Source organism: Nocardia alni (assembly GCF_019038435.1).
Classification (GTDB): Bacteria; Actinomycetota; Actinomycetes; order Mycobacteriales; family Mycobacteriaceae; genus Nocardia; species Nocardia alni.
In genome coordinates, this window is the sequence record NZ_JAGPOX010000368.1 from 1 (window position 1) to 424 (window position 424).

The 424-nt window shown below is 31.4% G+C and carries 1 protein-coding gene; it reads right to left on the reverse strand.

Annotated features, from left to right (window positions below):
• Window positions 1-424 (reverse strand): MobA/MobL family protein (locus JZ791_RS44365; protein ID WP_216903996.1); only part of this gene is annotated, 424 nt, incomplete at both ends.

A 424-nucleotide genomic window follows, 5' to 3' on the forward strand; every position in this document is an offset into this window, starting at 1 on the left:
CGGTTACTCTTTGCCCCTTTTCATTAAAAATCTGATTGCCATTTTCATCTAGTTTAGGTATTCTATGACTTTTGTTTAAGATATTGCCTTCACTATCTACTTCTCTCATTGTTAACATAATATGAGCATGGGGATTGTTTTCATCATCTCTATGAATGGCTACGTCTGCAATCATTCCTTCACTGACAAAATTATCTTTAACAAAATCTTCAATCAACATTCTTTGGTCTGAATTATTTAATTCAATTGGCAATGCTACATTTACCTCTCGACAAAGTTGAGCGTTTGGACTTTTTTCTGCTAATTCCATTTTATTCCATAATGTCTGTCTATCTAAAAACTCATTAGGTACATAATCAGGTTTTAAAATAAAAGCTTCTGGTTTAACAGTTCTATGGTTGTATAGATTAGTTTTTTCATATAG